Origin of the sequence: Paraburkholderia sp. LEh10 (assembly GCF_017814945.1) — a bacterium.
Taxonomy (GTDB): Bacteria; Pseudomonadota; Gammaproteobacteria; order Burkholderiales; family Burkholderiaceae; genus Paraburkholderia.
The window spans coordinates 22,954-45,485 of sequence record NZ_JAGIPX010000023.1 but is presented as its reverse complement, the minus strand read 5'-3'; the positions used below and the strand labels follow the sequence as shown (position 1 = coordinate 45,485).

The following is a 22,532-nucleotide window of genomic DNA, read 5'->3' as shown; positions in this document are numbered from 1 at the left end:
ATGACTTTCGGCACTTCTGCGCCTATACCGGGTGCTCGCCGGAAAGGGTTGGCGCAGAGACTTACGCTTGGGCAATGCTGGCCTTTATCGCTGCACGTCCGACCTGACGCATGTCATGCTTGCTCAGCGGCCTTTCGCACGTGAGGGACGGTCCCGTGTCAGAAGGGTGTCGTCGCGCCCACGCAACTGCGAGCTTCTCACCTCTACTGATAACTCATCGTGAACACGACAGCGCTTGTCACGCTGCCCGGCGACAAACTGCTCACCCTGTTGTAACGAGCGAAGAAGGGAAAAGCGGAGCGCAGATTCGCTGACACGCTACCGAGGCTGTTGAACGACACCATCGAGAACGGATTTCGATTCTGATCGAGAATCTGGATACCTACACCCGACGCGCTGCCAGCATTGTTTTGCAACCCGACAATGCCCGCACCAGGATTGATCGCGCTGATGCCCGCCGCGGGCCCCATCGAGATGCTGGCCACCGCGTTGCTGTCGCAAATGACGCCGATATCGAAGCGTGTCGTACCCGAAGTGGAACCTACAGCTGGCAGATCGGCTACGGATGCCGCGGGCAGCGTTACCGCCAACGGATAGTCAGTCGTGCAGGTGATGTTCTGGAATACGATATTACCCGTCGGGTAAATCGAACTGTTCCCAGTATTGATACCGCCTTTGTCATCATTGAGCACGGTGCCTGTATTGTAGACACCAAAGGCAAAGGCGCCATTCCCCGTTGGGCCGCCTGACAGCGTGGCATTCTGAGGGATAGTGCCGGAGATTCTGACCAGTTCCAGACTACCTGAAAAAGCATAGCTGCCTCCAGAGCCGATGGTCGAAATAGTTGAATGACAGCCTTGTCCGCCTGCGTTCGTAACCGGGTTTCCGGAACCATCACGCAGCCGTATGCCTATACCGGGCACAGGAGTCGAATAAACCCCCGGCATGACTTCAACAGAGCCGCCGTTCAGCGTGCAGGCCACGATGCCGGAGCCGACCTGTATCGTGCTTGGGGAGCCCTTTCCAAGAACACAGGACCCGGTAATGGCAAATGATTGGGTTGTGCCCGGAATAGTGTCGCCCGGCTGCAGGTCGCTGGTTACCTTGACCGAGCCGGGAAAGCCAAGTGCATTCGGCAATCCGGAAGTTGCCAGGCAATTGGTGACTGCATACGCATGACCGCAGAAGCATAGTGAACATATCGCAATGATCTTGCAAAGAAATCTCGTAACGCATGGATTCATTTTTTCTCCGGGTCTTTTATCAAATCAGGTCTTTGTTCCATCATTGGCAGCTTGCATCCGCAAATGCTGTCTGCGCCGATTTGTCTGTTGCGGCAACCGGCAACGCGTAGCGCACCTTGCAACTTTGCTCCACGCCCTCGCCCCATTTGACGGTCAGATCGCCTTCGGCCACCTTGGTATAGAACATCGCCCGACTGCCCTGGCTCACCGTGCCGACGTTGTCGCCCTTCTCGTCGAGCATGTCCGCACCGAACGGAACCGCCATGCCATTCGTGCGGCGCAGGCGCATCACCACCGCGCGGCCACGGTCATCCGTGTCGAACTTCACGCGCACCACGGCGCCCGCTGTCGGCGCGAAGTGCTGCTCCGTGCTCTTGAGTTCGATGCCCATCGGCAGGCCCTTCGTGTCGATGTCGACGGTGTTCAGCGAATAGGGCTGCATGCCGGCGACAATCGCGAGCCCATGCGGGTCTACGCGCACGCCCGGCGAACTCGACACGCGCGCACCCACGGCATCCTTGGCCTCGACGATCGCGAGCGTGTCGCCCGTCTGCGGCGAGAACACCATGCCGTCGCGGAACGCGACGATCGAACCCGTAAGGCCCGCGCCCGCCTGCGTATAGCCGTTGCCATAACCGGCATTCGCACGCATTTGTGTCACCTGATTCAGATAGCCCACGTTCGCGTTGACGCTGCCGCCCGCCCCGCTGCCGGAGGTATAGCCCGCCGTGACGCCGTAGTTGAATTCGTTGCCTGCGCCCGCGACGCCCGTGAAGGTTTCCTGAAGCTGGTTGCTGTGATCGCGCGTATCGTGCGTAAAGCTCGTCATCGTACTGACGGGCTTCGCGCCGATATCGAGCGGAACGCTCAGGTTGAGCATCACGCGGTTGTCCCAGCGCGCGGTGTCGACGTCAAGCTCGCGCGCAACTGAAACACCCACGCCCACGCGTCCGATGTTCGTGTTGTAGCCGACCTGGAACGCCGTGTCGCGGCTCTCTTTGTTCCAGTAGTTCTGCGTGTAGCCCGACACGTAAACCGAGCCGTATTTGTCGAACCTCTGATTGAGCGTGAGCTGCAACCGCCCTTTCTGGATGCCGTTGTTCATGTATGCCGTGCCGCGCAGCGCGAGGTCACGCAGCGTCATCGCGTCCTGGAGGTCCAGAAAGCCGCTCGTCGAGTACCGGTAAGCGGCCAGCGTCACATTCGTGCTGGTCGGTTCGAACATGCGTGAGTAGGACAGACGCAAGCTCTGCCCGCTGCGGCTGGCCATGTTCGGCAGATGCGTGTTCGCCTGCGTCACGTCGAATGCGAACGCGCCAACGGGCGTGTTGAGCGCCGCGCCCACGGCTGCCGAAAGATAGTCTTCGGCGAGAACTGTTCCGCCATACAGCGTCACGAGATTGTTCAGGCCGTGCTGCACGCCCGCCTCGAACACGAACGGATGGCTGTTCAGGCTCGTGTTGCGGTACTGCCCTGCCGAGATGTTGTAGCGCCAGCGGCCCGCGCGCAGCGCATTCACGGGCGCGGCATATGGCACCGCGGAAATGTGCTGGCTGCCGTCAGCCTCGGTGACGACGACCTGCAGGTCGCCGCCAAACCCCGTCGGATAGAGATCGTTGATTTCGAACGGACCTGGCGCAACTGTCGTCTCGTAGATGATGTTGCCGTTCTGCCTGACCTGGACTTTCGCGTTGGAATTCGCAATGCCGCGCACGGTCGGCGCATAGCCGCGCTGCGACTCCGGGTACATGCGGTCGTCGGTGCCGATCTGCACGCCGCGCACGCCGAACGAGTCGAAGATCGAGCCGTCCGTGTACGAATCACCGACCGTCAACTGGCTCTTGATGGGCTCGAACGAGCGCTGCAGATAGGTCTGCATGCTCTGCACCTGCGTGCCCGAACCCGAAGAGTTCGTGATGGCGCCGTTGTAGCGGAAGCGCCACGCGCCCACGTTCACACCGGCGTTGAGACCGAGGTAGCTCTGCGTGATCGACAGGCCGCGGCCGTTCGTGTGATAGACGTTGGCGTTGTACTGGAGCGTCGCCGCCGGCACGCCGTCGTCCCAGAACTTCGGATCGACCCAGCCTCGTGCATTGCGGATCATCATCGCTTGCGGGACGCTCACATTCAGACGCTGCTCGCCGATGTCGAACGCCGCCGTCGCCTGCGGGATCAGATCGGGCAGCAGCGCGACGCTGCCGCCGTTACCGACGGCGTCGAGCTTCGCGCGCGCTGCATCGGTGAGGCGCGTGAGGTCCACACCCACGCGCGCGAGCAGGTCGCGGTCGAACACGGGCTGTGCGTTACGACTCTGCCCAGCCACTTCGCGCAGGTTGACGTCGGTTACGCCGATCCAGATGCCGTTCACATAGAGCGCGGCGCGATAGTGGCCCGGCAGCGCGATGTTGCCCTTGTCGAAGCGGGAAATGTCGACCTTCGCCGCATCGCTGCCCGTCAGGAACCGCGAGTTGAACTCGACGGCGGCGAGTGCTGTGGATGCCAGCGTCGACTTGATGGGAGCGGCCGGCTGGGCAGTGTCCGCCGGATTCGCGGTTTCCCCGGGCGGCAGCGCGGGGCCCTGTGTATCGGCGGACGTTGCGGGCTCCGGCTGCGCCGCGCCCGGAGCATTCGCCAGGCCGTCTGCGCTTGCGTGTACAGCAGTGAACGCGAGCAGCACGGCCGCGCTGGCCTGGCTCAGAGAGAGGAACTCAGAGAGGAAGTCGGCGCGAGTGCGCCTGGAGTCGGATTTTGCGTTTCGAGTTTTCATAGTGAGCCGGATTTGCAGGCAATACCGGCCCCTGCCGATGGCTCAAGCCATCGGCACCCAGACCTTCTGCCCCGCGACGAGTCGATGCTGAACACGTACGCCGGAATTCCTGCCCCGTCCGGCGCCACCTTGTCCGGCTGACGAAGGCTTAGGGCTCCTTCGCAGCTCCAATCTGTTCGGCCTGCGGCCGCGCAAGCCGCGCTGTCATTGCAATGCCGCCTGGTGCTTCATCGGGCCGCCGTAATCGTTGAGTGTCGTGAACGAAACCTTTCCGCCGCCGCCCGGAACAGCCGTGAGCGGCAGCGCGAGCTGCGCGCCCGGCGCCACCATGCCGCCTTCGTCGAATTTCGGCGCATTTGGATCCTCGCCCACCCGGGCCTCGATGATGGTGACGTGATACGGCGTGGGATTCGAAACCAGCAATGCGGGCTTGCCGTTTGCCTGAACCAGATGCCAGCGCAGCTTCTCGGGCGCATCGTCGGCCTTGCCTGGCAGGCCGGCGGGACGGAAGAAGAATTTCAGCCGCGAGCGGAATGCGAGCTGCACTAGTTCGCGCCCGCCTGCGCCGCCGTGGGCTTGGGCGGCACTTCGAGCAGGTTGAACCAAAGAAGGCTTTCGCGGTCCTCGGGCATCGCTTCGCCGGTATAGGAGATGCGGATGGTCTGCGACTTGTCCGGGTCGATGCGCGCAAGGGGAGGCGTCAGCACGAAAGGCAGGTCGAGCTTGCTCGGGTCCTCCCTCGCGTCGCCCTTGTCGAGCCACACCTGGGTCAACGCCGGCGACGTGCCGACGTTGGAAAGCTTGAGGGTCACTTCGGTATCCATGGCGTCATAGACCACCCGCGTACCCGCGACGACGACGGATGCCTGCGCCGCGCATGGCAGCAGTGCGCCCAGGGCCAGCCCGCTTGCGACCAATGCGCCGCTGACAAGTTTTCGGATATTCATGACGCTCAACCAGATAACGAAGTTCGATGACATGGCCTACATGGCCTCTTGCGCATCCCATGGCACGGCGTGCCGGAACATTGGCACTCGAGGCCTGAGGGCGACGACTCGGAATGAAGCGCACGGGGGCGCGAGACGCAACTCGCTCGCCGCTCCCGCAGAGGGCGGCACGGACCTCACGGCGGCCGATTCCTCCTGACGCGTCCTTGCGGACGGAAAGGGGCGCGAGCGCCCCTTTCGCACAACAGGTGATTACTGGTACGCCATCGAGTAGGTGACGGTGGTCGTCACCGTACCGGCCGTTGCGCTCCCAACGGGTGATACGTACTGCGCTGCGTACTGCAGGCTGGCGTTGCCGGTTGTGATCGCGACGACCTGCGAGTTCTGCGCGCCATCGGCCTTGCTCACGTCGATGACCTTCATGGCGCCGTTGTAGTCGAGCAGTTGCACTTCCACCTTGGTGGCGGTGCCGTTGTTCTGCAGATTGCCGTCGGCCAGCGTGTTCGGGCCGTATTCCCAGAACGTATGCACGTTGCCCGTTGTCGGCGTGCAGTTGGTCAAGGCGATGTTGAAGCCGGTGGCACCCGCGACCGAGCCCGCAGCAGACAGTTCTGAAGTCGACAGCGTCGGCAGCGTGACGGTGAAGTTGTTGCCCTGACCGTTGCCGCTCACGGTGCACGTATTGGCAAGCAGTTGACCATTGATGGTCACCACGCCGCCGTTGCTCGCCGGCCCAGCATGCGCACCGGCAGTGGCCAGAGCCATCGCCACGGCGATCATCGAGATAGTGATTTTTTTCATAGTGATCCTAAGTAATTTATTCGTAATGAAAGCGCTGGAGCAGCGAATCCAGCACCCCAGCCCCTTTAAACAGCGGACAGCGAATTATCGACAGGTACGGATCGATCCCATATACGAAAACTCCCATAAGCGTAGGTAAATTCAGTCACTTACCCACTTTTTAAACCTTCCTATAAATTGGCCCAAGGAGCATCGATCTGAATTTTCAAAGTGGACGTATCCGGATTAGTCTTATCGTTGGCAGCCAGTGCGCAAGCCGCGAAACGCGACTATCCGCGACTGGGACACGCCGGAACTCTGCAGACGGGTTGACTGAGCGCCGAAGCGGCATGCGCGTTCGAATCAATTGCTAACACAATGCGGCATTAGCCTGCGGCCTGCGTCGCTATACTTCAACGTAAGCCCACCGCACGCACGACACAGACGACACCATCATGAAACGACTCATCCTTGTTGCCCCGTTAGCCGTTCTCGCCGCCTGCGGATCATCGCGCGGCCCTGAGTCCAGCGCTTCAGCCGAACCGATCGTCTATGCGTCGTCGGCGCGGCCGGCTGCCGATATTGCGCGCTGCCTCGACAGCCGTCTGTCGCGCGTGCATGTGTCGAAGAACAATGGCGCGACCGATCTGACCATCGGCTCGTCGTCGAACGGATCGTATTTCATTACGCTGACGCCTTCGGGCAGCGGCTCGGTCATCAAGGCCGTGCGCGGCACGGGCGACGATCCGCCCGAAGAGGAATTGCGCTTCGCAATCGCACGTTGCACGACCTGATGTGTAAGTCTTCGTAACACGCTGCCAACAGCACCAGTCCGCGCGATCCACGGGCTGTTTTTTTGTGCGTGCTTCTGCGAAGATGGCCGCCCCGTTTACCACCGCGCCACAGAGCGGCGCGCGACTTCAATGGCATCGAGCAACGCACATCACGCGACGGGCTGGGCGGCCGGCATCATCTCCGCGGCATTGGCTGCGCACCATGCATCGCAGGGGCCGTTTCACGTGTGGCTATGGCTGACGTTCGCGGCGGGCATCGCGGGCGCGACTGCGCCGGACTGGCTCGAGCTCGCGTGGTGGTCGCGCAAGAAGCGTCTGTGGATCACGCATCGCACGGCGACGCATTGGGGCGTCGGCTGGCTTGCGGCATTGTTCTTTTCCTGGCACGCGATGCCGCATCATCCCGTGTCGGCTGTCGCGTTCGGCTTCGCTTGTGGTGGCGTGATGCACCTGCTCGCCGACTGGCCGAACCCGCTAGGCGTGCCGTGGATTCTGGGACGTCATTCGCTGAATCTCTGGAACAGCGGACATTGCGATCTGATTGTGGTGGCTGCATCGTGGGCGGGAGCGTGGTTCGTGGTTTCGCACGTCTGGATGCATGGTGCTGCTCCGTTGACGATGTTGAAGCGCTTGCTATAGCTCTCCCGTTCAGATTCTGCAAGCCGCTCGCTCACTACCGCGCGACACGCGGCGGCCCGTTCCTGTCAAAGAGATCGGCGTGCGCACGGACACCTGAACAGCCGCTCAGCGCAGCGGCACCGCGCATGCGCACACGCAGGAAGCCGCGATGCGCGAACAAGTCGGCAGCTAGCGAATCACCTCATACGACATTCTTCTCGACGATCGGCTGATTCTCCAGTACGCGTGCAAAGCCGAGTGAAGAAAGATCGAGCGTCAGATATCGGCCGTGCAGGATGAGTTCGGCGATGCCGCGGCCCGTCGCGGGGCCTTGCTGCAATCCGTGCCCGCTGAAGCCATTGGCGAAAACGCAATTATCGACATCGGGGTGATGCCCGATGATCGCATTCTGATCGAACACGTTGTACTCGTAATACCCTGACCAGCAATGCTCGACTCGCAGCGCCTCGAATTGCGGCACACGATGCGCAAGCGTAGGCCAGATCACCTCGTCGAACAGCGCGTGATCGACTTCGTCGAGCGGCAGATCGTCGGGATCGTGATCCGCCGAAGGCGACGTCCCGCAGATGAACGAACTGCCCTCCGGGCGGAAATAGACGCCGCTGGGATCGATCAGCAAAGGGCAATGTCCGAGCTTCGCCGGTGAACTCACATTGAAGATACTGCGGCGCCGCGCGTACACGGGAAGCTCGATGCCCGCCATCGACGCCACACGCCGCGCCCACGCGCCCGCCGCATTCACGACGACATCGCACGCATACGTCTCGCCGCGTGCAGTGACGGCATGCGTGACACGCCGACCTTCGCGACGCAGCGCGGCCACGTCGTCGGCGACATAGCGCGCGCCGAGCGCTTGCGCTTTCTTGCGCAACGCCTGCACGAGACCGTAGCCGTCGAACCAGCCCTCGCCCGTTTCGCCGAACGCGCCCGCGCTCAGATCCTCTGTATTGAGCCACGGAAAACGCGCGCCGAGCGCCGCCTTGTCGAGCAACGTGATGTCTGCGCCAAGGCGCTTTTGCAGCGCGTGATTCTCGCGCAGCGTCGCTTCGCCCGAAGGTGTCGCGAGAAACAGATAGCCGCCTTCGTGCAGATCGATGGAGGGCTGCGCGCCGTCGATTTCCAGCCGCTCGCCGATCGAGCGCAAGAACTCGATGCCATACAGCGACATCTGGATCGACAACGGTGTCGAGAACTGCTGCCGGATCGACGCCGCCGACAGCGCCGACGACGAGCGCGCATACGTCGGATCGCGCTCGATCACCGTGACGCTGACCGTCGGGTCCGACAGGCGCAAGAAATACGCGATCGAACTGCCGATCACGCCTCCACCGACAATGACGACTTTCGAACTCACAGGCCACTCCAGACGAAGCGGGTCGGCGGGCATCGAATGCCCGCGACGGGTTGAGAAACGCTATGCAGCCTTTATCGAAGAAAGCGCGGCGCGCGATGCACGCCGCGTCCGGACATCAGCCGATGTTGAAGTCGATGCCTTGCGCGAGCGGCAGCGCCGACGAATAGTTGACGGTGTTGGTCGCGCGCCGCATATAGGCCTTCCACGCGTCCGAGCCTGACTCGCGCCCGCCGCCCGTCTCCTTCTCGCCGCCGAACGCGCCGCCGATTTCCGCGCCGCTCGGTCCGATGTTCACATTGGCGATGCCGCAGTCGCTGCCGGAATCCGACATGAAGCGCTCGGCTTCGCGCAGGTCGTTCGTGAATACGCACGACGACAGGCCATGATGCGCGGCGTTGTTCGCCGCAACGGCGTCACCGAAGTCCTTGTAGCGCAGCACGTAGAGAATCGGCGCGAAGGTCTCTTTCAGCACGACGGCCGTTTGCGACGGCATTTCGACCAGCGCGGGACGCACATAGTAGCCGCCTTCATGGCCCTTCACTTCGACGCGCTCGCCGCCGAATACCTTGCCGCCCTCCGCTGCCGCCTGTTGCAGCGCTTCCTGCATCCGCGCGAACGACTGCTTGTCGATCAGCGGCCCCATCAGCGTGCCCGTTTCGAGCGGATTGCCGATCGGCACCTTTGCATAGAGCTGCTTCAGACGCTCGACGGTCTGCTCATACACGCTGTCGTGCACGAACAGGCGCCGCAGCGTCGTGCAGCGCTGGCCCGCCGTGCCGACAGCCGAAAACAGGATGCCGCGCAGCGCGAGTTCCTGATCGGCGGTCTGCGTGACGATGCCCGCATTGTTGCCGCCGAGTTCGAGCAGCGAGCGCCCAAAGCGCTTTGCCACTTCGACGCCGACCGTGCGGCCCATTTCCGTGCTGCCCGTCGCGCTGACGATCGACGCGCGAGGGTCCGCGACGAGCTTCGCGCCGACGTCGCGTCCGCCGTTGACGACGGCCGTCAGGCCCGCGGGCGCATCGCCGAATTCCTTTAATGCTTCGTTGAGAATGTGATTGACGGCGAGCGCCGTCAGCGGGGTCTTCTCCGATGGCTTCCACACCACGGCGTTGCCGCACACCAGCGCGAGCGCCGCGTTCCACGACCACACGGCGGCCGGGAAATTGAACGCCGAGATCACGAGGCAGGTGCCCATCGGATGCCACGATTCGGCCATCCGGTGGCCGGGGCGCTCCGACGCGATCGTGAGGCCGTACAACTGGCGCGACAGGCCAACGGCAAAATCGCAGATGTCGATCATTTCCTGCACTTCGCCGAGACCTTCCTGCAGGATCTTGCCCATCTCGAGCGTGATGAGACTGCCGAGCGCCTGCTTCTTCTCGCGCAGGCGCTGGCCGAGAATGCGCACGAGTTCGCCGCGGCGCGGCGCGGGCACGTTGCGCCATTGTTCGAAAGCCTGCTTCGCGTTGGCCAGCACCGTATCGACTTGCGCCGCCGTCTGGCTGGCCACGCGGCCGATGAGCTCGCCCGTGATGGGCGAATGGACGGCGATATCGCCCGCTTGTGCTGCGCCTGCAATGCCGAGATCGGCAAGGATGCTCGATGCGTTCATCTGGGTTCCTTTGATTTCCGATACGAAACAAAAGTAAGTTCGGAAACTATACACGCCGGCATGTATGGCGACAAGCCGCGTTGCGACATGAAGCTGCGTATCCCATTGCACGTGAGAAACAACGAAAAATGAGGGTTTTCCCGGGTTTGCGCTCGCGGCGCTTCTCAGCGCGGCCGGTCATCGTGCACACTCTCGAGGTTAGTTTCAGATCGGAAATCCGCGTGTCCGCGAACCGCGCCGCGCCGCCCGCGCGGCGGCTCGCGAAACGGCGGATGTTATGATCGGAAACACCCCAGGCATTGCGCCGCCCTCGCATTCAAGCTCATGGACACCTCGCTCACCAAGTCGCCCGAACCCTCAACGTCGGACCTCGGCCGGCGTGTGCGCGCCGCGCGGCTCGCACACGACCTGACGCTCGAAACCGCCAGCCGTTTGTGCGGCGTGTCGCGCTCCACGTTGTCGAAGGTCGAAAACGGCCTGATGTCGCCGACCTTCGACGTGCTGCAGAAGATCGTCGTCGGCCTGAAGATCGATCTGGGCGAACTGTTCGGCTCAACACCGAAGGTCAACGCGAGCGGCCGGCGCGCGCTCACGCGCAAGGACGAGGGACAGCGTCACGCGTATCGCGGCTACCAGATGGAGCTCCTCGCGACGGACCTCGCGCACAAGGCGATGCTGCCGTTTCGTATCCGCATCACCGCGCACACGCTGGATGCGTTCGACGATTGGGGCCGTCACGAAGGCGAAGAGTTTCTGTACGTGATCAGCGGCAGCGTCTGCCTGTATTCGGAGCTTTACGCACCGACACATCTGAATGCGGGCGACAGCATCTACTTCGACAGCCGCACGGGACATGCGGCCGTTTCGACGAGCGAGCAAGACGCCGAAGTACTGTGGATGGCGACGAACGCCGATCTGCCGCAAGCGGGCAACGGCGGAGCATCGAAGAAATAACGGGCGAGGCGCCCTGAAACAAGGCTCCTTACGAAGCCGCGGAAGCCGCGCGCGCCTGCGCAAGCGCGCCAAGGTTGCCCTCGCCGAAACCGTGGTGGCCTTTGCGCTGCACGATCTCAAAGAAGATTTCCCCTTCGCGCCGCCGCACGAACGTCTGGAAGAACAGCAGCGGCACGCCGCCCGCGCCGATCTCGCCGTCGACGAGAATGCGCCCGCGCCTGAGCCGTTCGATATCGAGCCCATGCCCCGGCAGGCGCGCATCGATCTGATCGTAATAACGCGGCGGCGGCTCGACCAGTTCGATGCCGTTGGCGAGCAGCTGATCGACGCACGCGAAGATATCGTCGGTGGCGAGCGCGATGTGCTGCACGCCTTCACCCGGATGATCGGGCAGATATTCGTGCATCAGGTTCGTGCGCCGCGTGCCTTCCTCATACAGCGGAATGCGGATCGCGCCGCACGGCGACACCATCACGCGCGATTCCGCCGACACATGCCAGTTCGCATGCAACTCGTGGATCTCGCGGAAGTTGAGCAGCTCGCGATAGAAGTCGAGCCATTCCTGCATGCGCCCCGCGCCGACCGTTTGCGTCAGGTGATCGACGGCGACGAGGCCCGTGCCCGCGTGGCTCAGATCGGCCTGCGCGGTGCTGGGCTCGATGGGACGAAAGTCGATGTCGAAGATCGAGATGTCGCCAAGGCCGCCCTTCTGGCCGCCACGCCCGCGCCAGCGGTCAACGAAGTAAATATGCGAATCGCCGATGCCCTGGATGGCGGGAATGACGAGCTCACCCTTGCCGACACGCTCGCCTTCGAAGGCCCACGCACCCAACTCGACCGCGCGGTCGTACGCGCGCTGTGCGTCGGCGACGCGAATGCCGATTGCGCAGATGCCCACGCCATATTCCTGCGCGTAACGCTCGGCGAACGAATCGGGCTCCGCGTTCAGCAGGAAATTCATCTCGGCTTGGCGGAACAGCGTCACGTCCTTGCTGATGTGGCGCGCGATAGGCTTGAAGCCGAGCTTCACGAAGGTATCGGCGAGCACCTGCGGATGGCGTGCGGCGAACTCTACGAACTCGATACCGGCTGTGCCGAGCGGATTGTGCTCCGGGTCCGCGACGGCCTTCAGGGCGTCGTTGGGGGTCGGCAGGTCGCTGGGCATGTGCATCTCCATGGATCGTGCTATTCAAACTCGACAGACAAACGGATCGGGCTTGCCGCGCACCGTGTTTTACACCGCGCACGGGCACTCCCGCAACCACAATTTTGTACTAACCAGTTCAAAGCTGCATCTTCTGGCGCGGTGCGCGCGTGGCCTTGCCGCCTCTCGGCGCCCTCGCGCCGCGCTTCGCATCCGCCTTGACGCCGCCCTTCGCGTCTTTCCTGGCGCGGCTCTTTGCGGCCGCCTTTCCATTCTCTTCTTCGGCACGCGCCTGGGCGTTGCGTGCGAGCCTCTCACGCGCGACCTTGCGCACGGCGTCGATCAGCGCGCGGCCGGCTGGCGTGGGCTGCGTGTCGGAGCGCAGGATCAGCCCGACAGGCTCCTCGGTGCCCGCGACAGGCAACGGTAGCGGGGCCAGCAAGCCATGCGCCAGCTCGTACTCGATCGCGCTGCGCGGCACGAACCACACGGCGTCGTTTTCGAGCGCGAGCGCGCGCCCCACCGACACCGACAGCACCTCGACAAACGACGACAACGGCGGCGCGGCCCACGCGCGCAGCAGGCTTTCCGCCGATTGCCGGATCAGCGTGCCGTAAGGCGGCACGACGACGGGAAAGTTGGAAAGCTGCGTGGCGGGCGACACCGCGGCCGTCGTCATCGGATGCCCCACGCGCACGACGGCGATGAGCGGCTCGCTATACAACTGCTCGAACGTGAGCCCCACCATCCGCTCGGGATCGGCCAGCCTGCCGACGGCGAATTCGATCGCGCCCGCCTTCAGGCGCTCCAGCAATTCGGTGTTCGAACCCGTCGCGAACCGCATGATCGCATTGGGCCACTGCTCGCGGAACAAGCGCAGCACGGGCGGCACGAGCGACGTGGCCACCGTCGGCAGCACGCCGATATCGAGCGTCGCGGCGGCCTCGCCTTCGGCGCGCGAGAGCAGATCGACGCCCTGCCGCAGCGCGCTCACGCAGGCGCTCGCGTGTGACATGAAAAGCTGCCCTTCGCGGGTCGGCACGGCGCCGTGGCGGCCGCGCTCGAACAGACGCACGCCCAGAATGTCTTCGAGCTCCGCGACCGTCTTCGATACGGCGGGCTGCGTGATCGACAGGCTCTCGGCCGCCTTCTGCACGCCGCCGAACTGTGCGACGGCCAGAAAGCACTGCAGATGCCGGAATTTGACGCGGCTGTCCGCGAGGCTGCGTTGCATAACGGATCGTTATACGAGATTCGAAAAAACGTCATTTTGCATAACTTCTTCGCTTCTATAAAGTCACGTCATCCACTAGCCATAAACGAATCCCCAAGGAGACATCTGATGGACGATTCCATTCTGAGTCCGCGTGACTTTCCCTCGCATCCCGCCTATATCCACCCGCCGTATGGCTCGTCCGTCAAGCGCGGCCCCACGCGTGCGCTGATTCCACTGAAGGAGCGTCTGCGCGACCAGCGCGTGCCCGTCTACGGCGCGGAAGATCTGGGTCCGCTCGACAACGACCTGACGCGCAACGCCGCGAAAAACGGTGAGCCGCTCGGCGAACGCATCATCGTGACGGGCCGCGTGCTCGACGAAGGCGGCCGCCCGGTGCGCAATACGCTCGTCGAGGTGTGGCAGGCGAACGCCGCCGGCCGCTACGTGCACAAGAACGACCAGCACGACGCGCCCCTCGATCCGAACTTCCTCGGCGCCGGCCGCTGCCTGACCGACAACGAAGGCCGCTATCGCTTCATGACGATCAAGCCCGGTGCGTATCCGTGGGGCAATCACCCGAACGCATGGCGCCCGAATCACATTCACTTCTCGCTGTTCGGCGACTACTTCGGCTCGCGGCTCGTCACGCAGATGTACTTCCCCGGCGATCCGCTGCTGCAATACGATCCCATCTTCCAGGGCACGCCGGAAGGCGCCCGCGACCGGCTGATCTCGCGCTTCACGCTCGACGTGACACAAGAGAACTACGCGCTCGGCTACGAATTCGACATCGTGCTGCGCGGTCCGAACGAAACCCCGATGGAGCGCTAATCATGACGACGCTTAAGCAGACCCCTTCGCAAACGGTCGGACCGTACTTCGCCTATGGCCTGTGCCCGCAGCAATACAACTTCGACCTGAAGAGCCTGTTTTCGGGCGTCCTCGCCGACCGCGAGGCAGCAGGCGAGCACATCACCGTGGTCGGCCAGGTGTTCGACGGCGACGGCGCCGCGATCGGCGACGCGATGATCGAAGTGCAGCAGGTGGACAGCGAAGGCCGCTATCCGCAATCGCGTGACGAAGTCGCAAAGACGGGCTTTCGCGGCTTTGCGCGCTTCGGCACGGGCACGGACCCGCATAAACGCTTCATCATCGAAACGGTGAAGCCGGGCCGTGCATCGCCCGATGAAGCGCCGCATCTGAACGTGATCGTCACGATGCGCGGCATGCTGCTGCACACGTTCACGCGCATCTACTTCGACGACGAAGCGGCCGCGAACGACAAGGACCCGGTGCTCGCAAGCGTGCCCGCCGAACGCCGCGCGACGCTGGTTGCGAGGCGTGAGACGAGCGGCGGCAACGCCGTCTATCGCTTCGACATCCATATGCAAGGATCGAACGAAACGGTGTTCTTCGACGTTTGATGCGATGCAAAGCGCCCTGCCTTGCATGCATCTTATGCAAGGTTCATCACGTATTCATAAGCGGGCGCTACGATGCGTTGCGCGAGTCAAATCGCGCAACGAAACTCCGAGCAGTTTTGGACGCCCGCTTCGACGCGGGCTTTTTTTTGGTTCTTCCGCATTAACTGCGGTAATCGGCAACGGACGTATCGATCAGCCGCAGCGCCGCTTCCCATGCGAGCTGCGCGATGCCTTCCTCGTCGTCGCGCGCGAACTGGCTCGCCGTGAGCTTGCGCACGGACTCGGGCGGCAGCGTCAATTCCGCGTTGCCGGCAAGCGCGTTGATCTGGATCTGGCACGCGCGTTCGAGGAAGTAGATCTCCTGAAACGCCATCGCCGCCGACTTGCCGCCCGCGAGCAAGCCGTGATTGCGCAGGATCATCGCATTGTGCGAACCCAGATCGGCGACGAGCCGCTCACGTTCGCCGAGATCGAGCGCGATGCCTTCATAGTCGTGATACGCGAGCGCACCGTAGAACTTCAGCGCATGCTGGCTGATCGGCAACAAGCCCTGTTTTTGCGCCGATACGGCCGAACCCGCCGGCGTGTGCGTGTGAATCACGAAGCGCAGATCGGGCCGCGCCATATGAATGGCCGAATGAATCGTGAAGCCCGCCGCATTCACGCGATAGCGCTGCGGCTCGGCGGCGACGCGATCCGCGGCTTCGACGACGCGCCCGTCGCGATCGATCTTCACGAGATCCGACGCGCGCATTTCGTGAAAGAGCACGCCATAGCGGTTGATCAGAAAGTGATGCTCGGGACCCGCGACGCGCGCGGTGATATGCGTGTCGATCAGGTCGGTCATGCGCAAATGCGCAACGAGCCGATAAAGCGCGGCAAGCTCGCAGCGTAGCGCCCATTCTTCGCTGCCATACCCGGCATGCGGCGTGGTGGTGTCGGACATCACAATCTCCGTGAGAAGAGTCGCGCGGCGCTCAAACGGATAGGGAAACGGAAAAGCAAAGCGCCATTGCTTGCACTTCAGACGCGGAAGTGCTCGATGTCCTGGCCGGCGTTGACGGCGCGCGTGAGCCAGTCGGGGCGCTCGCCCCTGCCGTCCCATTCGTGTCCAAAAGCGTCGCGGTATTTCGGCGTGGCGGCGTCGACGGCGAGTGCCGCTTCGAGATCATCGAGCGTAATGCCGAATTCTTCCATGCGCCGCCGGATCCACAGGATCAGCCGCTCGCGCGCTTGACCGTCGAGGTCGAGCGTCCTATGTTCCTCTCGCTCTTTCATAACGTGCCGATAACGTATCGAACTACGCGGCCTGACAAGCGCGCGTTAAATAGATTAAAGGCTTTGCGCTTCCAGCAAGCCTTAATACGAATTCGCCAATATCCGCGAACCTTGGAAGTCACTCGCGGATACTGGAAATATTCGACAAACTGAATGGTGGCGAAAAGTCGTACGATGCTTACCGCAATTTCCCCATGTAGCCCTGATGAGCCAAGGCCGCTTCCCTGATTTGAACGGGATTCTAGCACCCATTGCCGGGTCCGCAACGCCGACATGCGCGCAAAGCGGCGCGGGCTCTACGTTTGCGCGGATCGAACCATAAGCATGCTACGTGTTCCCGCGCTCCTGATCGATTGCACTCGACGACTTGACGCGCGCGCGCAATTCGAATTTCTGAATCTTGCCCGTCGATGTTTTCGGTAATTCTCCGAAGAAGACGGCTTTAGGCAATTTGAAGCCCGCCAGAAATTGCCGGCAATGCGCAATGATTTCTTCGACGCTCGCGTCCATGCCCTCCTTCAACTCGACGAATGCGCATGGCACTTCGCCCCATTTCGCGTCCGGCATCGCGACCACGGCCGCCACCGATACGGCGGGATGCCGGTACAGCGCATCTTCGATCTCGATGCTCGAAATGTTTTCGCCGCCGGAAATGATGATGTCCTTGCTGCGATCCTTGATGCGCACGTAGCCGTCTTCCGTGATCACACCGAGGTCGCCCGTATGGAACCAGCCGCCGCGGAAAGCCGCATCGGTGGCGCGCTCGTTCTTCAGATAGCCCTTCATGCAGATATTGCCGCGAAACATCAGCTCGCCGATCGTCTCGCCGTCGCGCGGCACGGGATCGAGCGTATCGGGATCGCGCACGTCGATGGCGGCCTGCAGGTGGTAACGCACGCCTTGCCGCGCGGTGAGCCGCGTGCGTTCATCGTCGGCGAGGGCATCCCATGCGTCCTGCTTCGCGCACACGGACGCCGGCCCGTACACTTCCGTCAGGCCGTAGACATGCGTCAGATCGAAACCGATCGACTTCATTCGCGCGATCACGGCAGGCGACGGAGCCGCGCCCGCGACCATCGTCGACACGCGATGCGCGATGCCTTCGCGCCATTGCGCGGGCGCATTCGCGAGCGCGCTCTGCACGATGGGCGCGCCGCAATAGTGGGTGACCTGCTCGCGGCGAATCAGGTCGAACACGAGCTTCGGATCGAACTTGCGCAGACATACGTTGACGCCCGCGCGCGCCGCGACCGTCCACGGAAAGCACCAGCCGTTGCAGTGAAAGAGCGGCAGCGTCCACAGGTACACCGCATGCTTCGGCATGTCCCATTCGAGGATATTGCTGAGCGCGTTCAGATACGCGCCGCGATGGTGATAGACGACGCCCTTCGGCTCGCCCGTCGTGCCCGACGTGTAGTTCAGCGCAATGGCGTCCCATTCGTCGGCGGGCGGCGTCCACGCGAATTGCGGATCGCCGCCTTGCAGAAACGCTTCATAGTCGGTTGCGTGCTCAAAGCATTGCGCGTCGGCGGGCATCGCATCGCTCACGCTGACGATGCGCAGTTGCGCACACTCCTGCGCCGCGCACCTCGCAAGCTCGCCGTATTCGGTATCGACGATCAGCGCCTTCGCATCGCCATGGCGCAGCATATAGAGAATCGACGCGATGTCGAGCCGCGTGTTCAGCGTATTCAGCACGGCGCCCGCCATCGGCACGCCGAAATGCGCTTCGATCATCGGCGGAATGTTCGGCAACAGCGCCGCGACCGTATCGCCGCGGCCGATGCCCGCGCGTTGCAGCGCGCTCGCGAGACGCCGCGCGCGTTCGTAGGTTTCGCGCCAGTTGCGGCGCACGTCGCCATGCACGACGGCGAGCCGGTCGCCATAGACTTCAGCCGCCCGCGCGATGAAATCGATCGGCGTCAGCGGGACGTAGTTGGCCTCGCGCCGGCCGAGTCCCGCATCGAACATATGCGTCATGGCTGTCTCCTGCGGAACATTTGGCTCCGCCCATCGGTTCGGTTGTTTTCCCGTGATTGCAGCGGTGCCGGATACAAGGCAGCGTGAAGCTGCGCCACTCAAAGGCACCGCCAATCCGCATGCGAAACGCAATGCTTATTATCGGCTGCCGGAATTGAATGTAGTGCCGGAACGCAGCATTTTGTGCGAAGCCGCATTGCGCGATGCCGCGCGCGCAGCGCCCGCGTCAAACGCGGGCGGCGCGCGAAACCGGGAATCGGGCAGCGCGCGCGGGACATCGCGGGCGCTGAAGCGCTCAGACGCGCGGTAAATCGTCGATGAACTTTTCGACGTGGCCGTCCGGCACGTCGGTATCAATCCCGTCGTTGCCGTCGGCGTGCGAAACCGTTTTGATCTTGGGTCCGAGCAGATTCATGCCGCCCAGCGTGAACAGCGACCAGACGGCATTGCCCGCGTGGATCGCCGTCACGACGTCCCTGACTTCGACGATCTCGTGCGGCGAAAGCCATTCATTCGTTTTAGGATTGACGAGGGCCCAACGGACGTGGGTGACGCGGTCAGTCATAGGGTTAATGCGTACGGCATCGATAGCATAGGTCGCCATTTCCACCTCCATCGTCGTCACCCAGGCATCGTAGCACTTATGACAGGTTAGACGAAGCAGACAAGCATCACGTGGCTTTCGGAGCAGCGCCGAAACGGCACAGTCGCAATCCGCGCGCGACACCCAACGCACGACAAGACGGAACGCGGCCCGCACGCCGATGGACCCATTCGAAGGCGAGCGCTGCGTTGCGCGCGGCGGCTGTCCGCGGGTACTCTGCGGCGCCGAGCGCCGCGTGACAGCTTCCAGGCCGTCATGACGGCAACTTCGAAGGCTTCCGCTGTTCTATAACGGTCGTGCGCAAAGCGGTCCGAACGCGGGTTTGCTCGCATGCGTGAGGCAGCACGCACAAGCCGGGTCTGCAAAGTGAAGTACGATGCCCGGACTGACTCTGCACGGAAGACAAGCCATGTCGATCGAAGTCGGGACGGCGTCGTGGGCGGACGCCACGCTCATCAAATCCGGGCGCTTCTATCCAAAGGGCTGCACGAGCGCCGAAGCGCGCCTGCGCTTCTATTCGAGCCAGTTTCCGATAGTCGAGGTGGATGCGTCGTACTACGCGATGCCGAGCGCGACGACTTGCGCGCAATGGGCCGAGCGCACGCCCGGGGACTTCACATTCAACGTCAAGGCATTTCGTCTGTTCACCGGGCACCAGACGGAGCGCAAATTCTTTCCGCCCGACATTCAGCCGCTGCTCCCGCAGACCGGCAAAAAGAATCTCTACTACCGTGACGTGCCGCCCGACATCATCGACGAGATGTGGCGGCGCTTCTTCGAGGCGGTCGAGCCATTGCGGGCGGCGGGCAAGCTCGGCGCGATCCTGTTCCAGTTCGCGCCGTGGATCTCCACCGCGCCGCGCGATCGCGCGCATGTCGCGCAGTGCGCGGACCGGATGAAGCCGTATCTGACGGCGTTCGAGTTTCGCAACGCGAGCTGGCTCGACGATCGGCACCGCGAAGGCACACTCGCCTTCGAGCGCGAGCGCGGGCTCGTGCATGTCGTGATGGACGCGCCCGAAGGCGTGCCGAATCGCGCGCATACCGTGTGGGAAGCCACGTCATCGGAACTCGCGATCGTGCGGTTGCACGGCCGCAATGCCGATACATGGAGCGGCAGCACGACGGCAGCAGGCCGCTTCAACTACGTCTACAGCGATCAGGAGCTGGAAGAGATCGCCGTGCCCGTGCGCGAGATCGCCAAACGCTCGGGACGCACGCATGTGGTCTTCAACAATTGCTTTGAAGATTGCGCGCAACGCAATGCGCATTCGATGATCCGTATCCTGCAGCAGGAGCGATTTGCATAAGCGCCGCTTCAATGCGCGCATTTCCATTCGGCATGCTTTAGATCTTTTCCGGTTGCAATTCAGTTTGCATCGACTAGCCTCGTCTTATTCAAACGGATTACAGACAACTTTCATAAGACGATAAAGCGACGCTCATGGACGATACCGCCGAGGCGTTTCGATGCTGCTGAGCGGCTACGTGCAGGCCACGGAGCCGGGCATCCTGCAACTATGGATCGGCATGTTCGGCACAGCCGCGCCGCCCGCGCCGCAGGTTTTTATCGACCGGCAAGCCGCCGCTCCCGATGCGCCGCCCGCATTCTTTCCGATCCGCGACTTCAGCGTCGATGGCGCGGGCCAGCCCATCAATCACCAGTGCGTATTGCACTTCAAGGTGCCGGACGAATCGAGGCCGCGTCAGATCCGTATCGAAGCCGGCGGCGAGTCGTTCGAGTTCGCGAGTACTTCGCTGCCGAAAGAAGTGCCGACGCTGATGGACGGCAGCTTCAACATCCTGCTGTCGTCGTGCTATTCGCAACCGGAAGACATCGACGGACTGCTCGGCACGATCGTCTCGCAGATCAAGGTGCAACCGCATCTGACCGTTCTGGCGGGCGACCAGGTGTATCTCGACCAGCCGCTCACACAGCGCGTGCCCGACCAGAACCCCGAGCGCGCGCACCTGCTCGCCAACAAGTACTACCTGAACTGGCTGTCCGGCGCGCTGCGCGTGCCGGGGCTGCAGGCGGTGCTCGAGCGCGCGCCCGTCGTATGCATTCCCGACGATCACGAGTTCTGGAACAACTACCCGTTTGCACAAAAGCAGTTACCCGACACGTGGACGGACGCGTCTCGCCGGCTGCTCGGCGATACGGCGCGCGCGCTTTACGAGGACTATCAGATGGGGGGTGCGCCTGGCGGCGCGGGCGGCGCGGTGCGCCTGAACGTCGACCCATTGAAAATGCTGTTCGTCGATATGCGCTGCGACCGCGACAATCAGTTCACGTCGCTGATGGGCCCCAAAGGCGTCGACGCAATGAACAAGTGGGTCGCCGATCTCATCGCTGCGCACGCGGCGGGCGAGCCGGCCGTCGGCCTGCTAGCGTCGGGGCAGGCGCTCTTCATCGACCCGCCCGCCACCGACTGGAGCAAGAAGACATTCGACGCCGAAATGCCGAACTACGCGCAATTCGATGTGTTGCAAACGGCCATCGGCAAGCTCGCGGACAACGGCATCCCCGTCGTCTACATGACGGGCGACGTGCATTGGGGACGCGTCGCATCGGGCCAGGATCTGCAAACGGGCATCAAGATCTATGAAGTGATCGCCTCGCCGTCGCGGCTGATTCGCGTGCCGTTTCTCGACACGGCCAAAGAAGCGGCCAATTCGATCAAAGGCATTTTCGGCAAGAGCAACCCGTGGCCGCGCCATTCCGATCCCGACCCGGTGCCCGACCGCTTCGGGCTGAATCACCGCTTCGTTCTCAATGCGGAATACGGACAGCGCGGCGATCAGGTGGCGATCGTCTCGTTCACGCGCGTCGGCAGCGGCGTCGATATGCAGGTCAGCTACTACGGCATTTCCAGCGACAAGGCGATATCGCAATCCGTATCTACGAAGCGCTTCGAACTGCGCTCGCGCTAATGGGAACATCAGAATACGAGGCACGGCCATGCTCAAGATCGTACGATCGACCACGACGCAATCGAATCCGCAGTTCACGCCGTTCGACCGCAAGAGCGGCGAGGGCAATACCGCATGGGGCGAGCGCGCCGTGCTCGACATGAAAGCGGGCGGGCCCGGCGAATGGACCTACGTCGTGCTGCTGGGCGGCAGCGATACGCTGTCGTTTCGCGTGCGCATTGCGCAATCGCATTTGCGCCACGACATGCTGCCGTCGTTCTGGTCGGACTCGATTCTCGTCCGGCTGGCGGGCGCGACGCTCAAGAAAGCCGAAGCGCTGCATGTGCCATTGCACCAGCCCGAAGGCCCCGAGTTTGCGGCGCGCGTGAACGGCGTGGTCGCGCGTCCGCTGACGGATTTCGACGACACGGAGCGCTTTCCGAATATCGCCGTGATCGCATTGCCTGTCGAGCAGGACAAGGTGGTCGGAAAAGTCGACAGCTTCCGGCAGTCGCGCGCGACGCTCGATGCGCTCGAACATGTATTGCGCTGGCTCGCCTATGCGTGGGGCGCGGCGCGCACGCCGAATCCGCTGCACGAAAACTATGGCCTGCCATCGACGTGCATGATCGAAACCGTCTGCGCCGCCGCCAACTTCGATCTGACGCCGGGGCTCGAATCGAGGGCGTCATGTCCTGAAGCGATCTGGGCCGCGGCCAACTACTGGCACGAGTACTTCGAGAAGTTCAATGGACGCGAGCCAATAGGCCGCTATACCACGCCTCACACGTATCCGATCATCGAGCCCGCTGCGCTGGCTTCTTCTGCTTCTTCCTCTTCTGCCGCTTCGCGCAAGCGCAAGGGGAAGTAATAAGCTTGT

21 protein-coding genes are annotated in these 22,532 nt (G+C 62.9%); 8 read left to right on the top strand and 13 right to left on the bottom strand.

Annotated features, from left to right (window positions below; translation table 11 throughout):
* Nucleotides 1-203: 203 nt before the first annotated feature.
* The 5 genes from J8I87_RS20120 to J8I87_RS20105 all read right to left on the bottom strand — a co-directional run bounded on the left by J8I87_RS20120 (nucleotide 204) and on the right by J8I87_RS20105 (nucleotide 5,759).
* Nucleotides 204-1,139 (bottom strand): fimbrial protein, encoded by a 936-nt coding sequence (locus tag J8I87_RS20120; protein ID WP_209933534.1) that lies wholly within the window; start codon nucleotides 1,137-1,139, stop codon nucleotides 204-206.
* Nucleotides 1,140-1,284: 145 nt separating this feature from the next.
* Nucleotides 1,285-4,011 (bottom strand): fimbria/pilus outer membrane usher protein, encoded by a 2,727-nt coding sequence (locus J8I87_RS20115; RefSeq protein WP_209933533.1) that lies wholly within the window; start codon nucleotides 4,009-4,011, stop codon nucleotides 1,285-1,287.
* Between the two features lie 204 nt (nucleotides 4,012-4,215).
* Nucleotides 4,216-4,557: a hypothetical protein gene (locus J8I87_RS46025; protein ID WP_313065230.1), complete on the bottom strand. Its 342-nt coding sequence runs from the start codon at nucleotides 4,555-4,557 to the stop codon at nucleotides 4,216-4,218.
* Complete coding sequence (locus tag J8I87_RS46020) at nucleotides 4,557-4,991, bottom strand: fimbria/pilus periplasmic chaperone (RefSeq protein ID WP_313065229.1); 435 nt, start codon at nucleotides 4,989-4,991, stop codon at nucleotides 4,557-4,559. Before J8I87_RS46020 ends, J8I87_RS46025 begins: the two co-directional genes overlap by 1 nt.
* Before the next feature lie 219 nt (nucleotides 4,992-5,210).
* Nucleotides 5,211-5,759 (bottom strand): fimbrial protein, encoded by a 549-nt coding sequence (locus J8I87_RS20105; RefSeq protein WP_209933532.1) that lies wholly within the window; start codon nucleotides 5,757-5,759, stop codon nucleotides 5,211-5,213.
* Nucleotides 5,760-6,193: 434 nt separating this feature from the next.
* Here J8I87_RS20105 and J8I87_RS20100 point away from each other — a divergent pair, with 434 nt between their 5' ends.
* Both J8I87_RS20100 and J8I87_RS20095 read left to right on the top strand, forming a co-directional pair.
* Nucleotides 6,194-6,532: a sugar ABC transporter ATPase gene (locus tag J8I87_RS20100; RefSeq protein ID WP_209933531.1), complete on the top strand. Its 339-nt coding sequence runs from the start codon at nucleotides 6,194-6,196 to the stop codon at nucleotides 6,530-6,532.
* A 129-nt stretch (nucleotides 6,533-6,661) separates the two neighbouring features.
* On the top strand, nucleotides 6,662-7,171 hold the full coding sequence (locus tag J8I87_RS20095) for a metal-dependent hydrolase (protein WP_209933529.1): 510 nt from the start codon (nucleotides 6,662-6,664) through the stop codon (nucleotides 7,169-7,171).
* A gap of 181 nt (nucleotides 7,172-7,352) precedes the next feature.
* On the opposite strand, the gene J8I87_RS20090 is transcribed toward J8I87_RS20095, so the two are convergent.
* Nucleotides 7,353-8,525: an FAD-binding oxidoreductase gene (locus tag J8I87_RS20090; RefSeq protein WP_209933528.1), complete on the bottom strand. Its 1,173-nt coding sequence runs from the start codon at nucleotides 8,523-8,525 to the stop codon at nucleotides 7,353-7,355.
* A gap of 115 nt (nucleotides 8,526-8,640) precedes the next feature.
* Nucleotides 8,641-10,140, bottom strand: a complete 1,500-nt coding sequence (locus J8I87_RS20085) for an aldehyde dehydrogenase family protein (protein ID WP_209933527.1) — start codon at nucleotides 10,138-10,140, stop codon at nucleotides 8,641-8,643.
* A gap of 324 nt (nucleotides 10,141-10,464) precedes the next feature.
* Here J8I87_RS20085 and J8I87_RS20080 point away from each other — a divergent pair, with 324 nt between their 5' ends.
* Nucleotides 10,465-11,094: a helix-turn-helix domain-containing protein gene (locus tag J8I87_RS20080; RefSeq protein WP_209933526.1), complete on the top strand. Its 630-nt coding sequence runs from the start codon at nucleotides 10,465-10,467 to the stop codon at nucleotides 11,092-11,094.
* Between the two features lie 28 nt (nucleotides 11,095-11,122).
* On the opposite strand, the gene J8I87_RS20075 is transcribed toward J8I87_RS20080, so the two are convergent.
* The gene (locus J8I87_RS20075) at nucleotides 11,123-12,259 is read right to left on the bottom strand and encodes a 4-hydroxyphenylpyruvate dioxygenase family protein (protein ID WP_209933525.1); all 1,137 of its coding nucleotides are present in this window, start codon (nucleotides 12,257-12,259) and stop codon (nucleotides 11,123-11,125) included.
* Nucleotides 12,260-12,377: 118 nt separating this feature from the next.
* Nucleotides 12,378-13,472 (bottom strand): pca operon transcription factor PcaQ, encoded by a 1,095-nt coding sequence (gene pcaQ, locus J8I87_RS20070; protein WP_209933524.1) that lies wholly within the window; start codon nucleotides 13,470-13,472, stop codon nucleotides 12,378-12,380.
* Nucleotides 13,473-13,580: 108 nt separating this feature from the next.
* Between pcaQ and pcaH the strand changes: the two genes are divergently transcribed.
* Both pcaH and pcaG read left to right on the top strand, forming a co-directional pair.
* The gene (gene pcaH, locus J8I87_RS20065; RefSeq protein ID WP_209933522.1) at nucleotides 13,581-14,285 is read left to right on the top strand and encodes a protocatechuate 3,4-dioxygenase subunit beta; all 705 of its coding nucleotides are present in this window, start codon (nucleotides 13,581-13,583) and stop codon (nucleotides 14,283-14,285) included.
* A gap of 2 nt (nucleotides 14,286-14,287) precedes the next feature.
* On the top strand, nucleotides 14,288-14,878 hold the full coding sequence (gene pcaG / locus J8I87_RS20060; protein WP_209933521.1) for a protocatechuate 3,4-dioxygenase subunit alpha: 591 nt from the start codon (nucleotides 14,288-14,290) through the stop codon (nucleotides 14,876-14,878).
* Nucleotides 14,879-15,038: 160 nt separating this feature from the next.
* Here pcaG and J8I87_RS20055 read toward each other — a convergent pair whose 3' ends face one another.
* The 4 genes from J8I87_RS20055 to J8I87_RS20040 form a co-directional block, all read right to left on the bottom strand.
* The gene (locus J8I87_RS20055) at nucleotides 15,039-15,824 is read right to left on the bottom strand and encodes a class II aldolase/adducin family protein (RefSeq protein WP_209933520.1); all 786 of its coding nucleotides are present in this window, start codon (nucleotides 15,822-15,824) and stop codon (nucleotides 15,039-15,041) included.
* 77 nt (nucleotides 15,825-15,901) lie between these two features.
* Nucleotides 15,902-16,156: an H-NS family nucleoid-associated regulatory protein gene (locus J8I87_RS20050; protein WP_209933519.1), complete on the bottom strand. Its 255-nt coding sequence runs from the start codon at nucleotides 16,154-16,156 to the stop codon at nucleotides 15,902-15,904.
* A 327-nt stretch (nucleotides 16,157-16,483) separates the two neighbouring features.
* The gene (locus J8I87_RS20045) at nucleotides 16,484-18,136 is read right to left on the bottom strand and encodes an acyl-CoA synthetase (protein ID WP_209933518.1); all 1,653 of its coding nucleotides are present in this window, start codon (nucleotides 18,134-18,136) and stop codon (nucleotides 16,484-16,486) included.
* A gap of 295 nt (nucleotides 18,137-18,431) precedes the next feature.
* The gene (locus tag J8I87_RS20040) at nucleotides 18,432-18,740 is read right to left on the bottom strand and encodes a hypothetical protein (RefSeq protein WP_209933517.1); all 309 of its coding nucleotides are present in this window, start codon (nucleotides 18,738-18,740) and stop codon (nucleotides 18,432-18,434) included.
* 409 nt (nucleotides 18,741-19,149) lie between these two features.
* On the opposite strand from J8I87_RS20040, the gene J8I87_RS20035 reads away from it, so the two are divergent.
* The 3 genes from J8I87_RS20035 to J8I87_RS20025 all read left to right on the top strand — a co-directional run bounded on the left by J8I87_RS20035 (nucleotide 19,150) and on the right by J8I87_RS20025 (nucleotide 22,523).
* The gene (locus J8I87_RS20035; protein ID WP_209933515.1) at nucleotides 19,150-20,049 is read left to right on the top strand and encodes a DUF72 domain-containing protein; all 900 of its coding nucleotides are present in this window, start codon (nucleotides 19,150-19,152) and stop codon (nucleotides 20,047-20,049) included.
* A gap of 160 nt (nucleotides 20,050-20,209) precedes the next feature.
* Nucleotides 20,210-21,673 (top strand): alkaline phosphatase D family protein, encoded by a 1,464-nt coding sequence (locus J8I87_RS20030; RefSeq protein ID WP_209933514.1) that lies wholly within the window; start codon nucleotides 20,210-20,212, stop codon nucleotides 21,671-21,673.
* A 28-nt stretch (nucleotides 21,674-21,701) separates the two neighbouring features.
* Nucleotides 21,702-22,523 (top strand): hypothetical protein, encoded by an 822-nt coding sequence (locus J8I87_RS20025; protein WP_209933513.1) that lies wholly within the window; start codon nucleotides 21,702-21,704, stop codon nucleotides 22,521-22,523.
* The last annotated feature ends 9 nt before the right edge of the window (nucleotides 22,524-22,532 follow it).